The organism is Cytophagia bacterium CHB2 (genome assembly GCA_030263535.1).
GTDB lineage: Bacteria > Zhuqueibacterota > Zhuqueibacteria > Zhuqueibacterales > Zhuqueibacteraceae > Coneutiohabitans.
This window is the reverse complement of record SZPB01000554.1, coordinates 1-2,879: the sequence shown is the minus strand read 5'-3', so window position 1 is coordinate 2,879 and position 2,879 is coordinate 1. Positions and strand designations below refer to the sequence as shown.

Genomic DNA, 2,879 nt, shown 5'->3' with positions numbered 1-2,879 from the left:
GGGAAGGCGTCGTCAAAATCAAGCAGGCTGCGCATCTCCGTGATTTCGGCAAGGCGGGTCTGCACTGTAGGCAAATCCGATAACGGCTGCAGGTGTAAAATTTCGTTGGCGCCGAGCGTGGAAAGCGCTGCGTTGGAGAGATGTTGCAGAACCTTGGGAAATTCCAGGGCTGAGGCGGCGGCAGCGAACGACTCGGGCTTCGCGGGAGAGCTCATCGTTTCAATCGCTGCTCAACTTTTGATAAGGCCGGCCGGGCAAATCGTCCAAAAAACGCGTGGAAATCTCATCGAGCGGGCCAATGCGATAAAACGCAGCCGTCAACGCCTCGCGAAAGCCGGGCGGCCCGGGAACGAGGCGGCGGACATAGTCATAATTCATCGGAAGGACGATTTTGATTTTGCGCATAAAAAAACTGCGGGCTTGCGTCGGCTGCACGAGATGGGGGATCGGCAGCAGCAGAAAACCCAGCACGAGCAGGCTGGCCATCAGCACGCCGCGATATGCGCCCAACAAGGAGCCCGTGATGCGATTAAACCGTTCGTGCACTTTCATCTCGATCATTTTGTGAATCCATTTCACAAAATAAAGATAAGCCAGGGTGAGCGTGGCAAACACGAAGATGAAACCGAGCAGCACGCTCACACTGGGCGGCAGTTCGAGTACGAAATTGAAAAATTTCGCAATATAGCTCAGCACAATCAAAGTCAGGGTGAGACAGACGTAGAAGCCGATCAGCTCGAGCAGGTTGTCATAAAAACCGCCTTTGTAGCCGCTCCAGATGAAATAGGCGAGCACGCCTATGATGATGAAATCGGCAAAATTGATGATGATCTGCACGTCTTCCTCACGATGCCGGCGCGGGGCCGGCGCCAAAATAAAAAAGTGAACAAAGCCTTTGCGCTCTGCATCCGCAACCTCCGTCCCGCCTTGCCGCAATTTTCAAACGGCAACGGCCGTGACCGTAATCACTCGAAGCTGCGAAGCCGAGATGCTCGTCGCTTGATTCACTTTTCGATGCGCTGTTGTGCTGGCAATTATTGCAAAAATCAACCGAGCCGCTCGCGCACGAGTTGCTGCAAGAGCTTGCCGTCGGCGCGGCCTTTGACCTGCGGCATGATCTTCCCCATGACTTTGCCGAGATCCTTGGCGTCTTTCGCGCCGGTCTCGCGCACGGCTGCATCGACAATCGCCGCGATTTCCTCCGCGCTCAGGGCTTTCGGCAAATACTCGGCGATGATGTTCAACTCAGCGGTTTCACTCGCGACCAAATCATCGCGCCCGGCATTTTGATAGGCGGCAATTGATTCGCGGCGCTTTTTGGCGGCGCTGTTCAACACGTCGATTTCCTCTTGCGGCTCGAGCGGCTGCATTTTGGCGATTTGTGCGTCTTTCAATTGCGAACGCAACAGGCGCAGCGTTTCGACGCGAACTTTGTCGCCGCTCTTCATGGCGGTCTTAATTTCCTCGCTCAATCGTTCCAGCAACGTCATCACCATCTCCTGCAAGCAAAAATCGTATGTCCCGCCGTTGGGATTGTCGCCCACCGTTTCGTTTATCTGCTTTCCAGCGTCGCGATGCGTCTCGCTTTGCGACGGGCGATTTTCATTTTCCGTTTCTTCTTTTCACTCGGCTTTTCAAAATGTCTGCGCTTCTTCAACTCGGACATCAAACCAGCTTTTTCACAAGCTTTGGTAAAACGACGTAACGCTTTCTCAAAACTTTCACCTTCGCGCACTTTGACCGTCGGCATACTTTTAACGAACCTCCTGGGGTGGAATGTTTAGTGAAATGCATCATATTTGAAAAACGCGGGAAAAGTATCACTCAGAAGCTTAAAAAACAAGTGTTTTCTCGGAAAATCTTATGGTCTTATAGCTGACCAAATGCTGCAAGAACCTTCGTCGCCGCCACCAGCCCGGCGGTTTCCGAGCGCAAGCGCCGCGGCCCGAGACTTAACAACTTGCAACCAGATTTTTGTGCGAACTCGATTTCATCATCGGTGAATCCGCCCTCCGGACCAACCATCAGCAGCACGCTCTTAGGCATAGCCTGGGTTGCCAAATCCCTCAGAATGTCATTTTCTGTGGGATGCGCCAGTATGGCCAAATCAAAATTTTTAATTGTTTGGCACAACTCAAAAAACGGGGTGGGTTCGTTCACATCCGGCCAAACCGAGCGGCAGGATTGCTTCATCGCCGCCAGCGCGAGTCGTCGCCAGCGCTCAGTTTTGCCTGAGCCGGGTTGCACTTCGCTGTGTTCGGAGAGCAGCGGGATGAAGGCCGAAACTCCGATTTCCGTGGCTTTTTCCACCACCCAATCGAAACGCGCGCCCTTGGGAACTGCTTGCGCCAGGGTGAGATGCACAGCCGGCTCGCCGATATTTTTTGTGATCGTGTGAGTTTTGATGCGCGTAACTGCTCGATCACTGAAGACGATTTCACCATCGACAGCCGCGTTGCCCGCGCCATCAACCACCGTGATACGATCGCCGATTTTGTGATGCAGCACGCGGCTGAGGTGATGATGTTCGTCACCCGTCAGCTCGACAAACTCGCCGACGAAATTTTCAGGAGGGGCATAGAAAAATTCTTGACGCGGCATATTGGAATCCTGTCAACGAAGCCCGACCACGTAACCCTCGCCCCTAGTGGGCGAATGAAGCAAGCACGAGGTTTATTACGATCGAATTTGAATTTTTCATGCGATTGCGGCCCACAGGGGGCGGGGTTAGCCGTAGCCCTCGCCCCTTTGTGGGCGAATGATGCGAGTATGATGTTCCAACAATTTGTCATTCAGATACCAAAAGAACCATATTCAAATTGTGCAAGCAGCAGCGGCGCACAAGGCGCCGGGACTACAGGGCGAATGCAACGAGCATG

Annotated in this window: 5 protein-coding genes; all 5 read right to left on the bottom strand. The window is 53.4% G+C overall.

Translation table 11 applies throughout. From position 1 onward, the window contains the following. The coding region (locus tag FBQ85_28815; protein MDL1879136.1) for a hypothetical protein at window positions 1-215 on the bottom strand (215 nt) is incomplete at its 3' end. 4 nt (window positions 216-219) lie between these two features. Further along, window positions 220-936 carry a CvpA family protein gene (locus FBQ85_28810; GenBank protein ID MDL1879135.1) on the bottom strand — a complete coding sequence of 239 codons (717 nt, stop codon included), beginning with the start codon at window positions 934-936 and terminating at the stop codon, window positions 220-222. A gap of 110 nt (window positions 937-1,046) precedes the next feature. Next, on the bottom strand, window positions 1,047-1,490 hold the full coding sequence (locus FBQ85_28805; GenBank protein MDL1879134.1) for a GatB/YqeY domain-containing protein: 444 nt from the start codon (window positions 1,488-1,490) through the stop codon (window positions 1,047-1,049). A gap of 62 nt (window positions 1,491-1,552) precedes the next feature. After that, complete coding sequence (gene rpsU, locus FBQ85_28800; GenBank protein ID MDL1879133.1) at window positions 1,553-1,750, bottom strand: 30S ribosomal protein S21; 198 nt, start codon at window positions 1,748-1,750, stop codon at window positions 1,553-1,555. A 119-nt stretch (window positions 1,751-1,869) separates the two neighbouring features. Next, window positions 1,870-2,601, bottom strand: a complete 732-nt coding sequence (locus FBQ85_28795) for a 16S rRNA (uracil(1498)-N(3))-methyltransferase (GenBank protein MDL1879132.1) — start codon at window positions 2,599-2,601, stop codon at window positions 1,870-1,872. Window positions 2,602-2,879 lie beyond the last annotated feature (278 nt).

What these genes read in the sequence shown, in the direction of transcription:
- FBQ85_28805 (MDL1879134.1), bottom strand. Translation starts at nt 1,490, where the DNA reads ATGACGTTGCTGGAACGATTGAGCGAGGAAATTAAGACCGCCATGAAG.
- rpsU (MDL1879133.1), bottom strand. Translation starts at nt 1,750, where the DNA reads ATGCCGACGGTCAAAGTGCGCGAAGGTGAAAGTTTTGAGAAAGCGTTA.
- FBQ85_28795 (MDL1879132.1), bottom strand. Translation starts at nt 2,601, where the DNA reads ATGCCGCGTCAAGAATTTTTCTATGCCCCTCCTGAAAATTTCGTCGGC.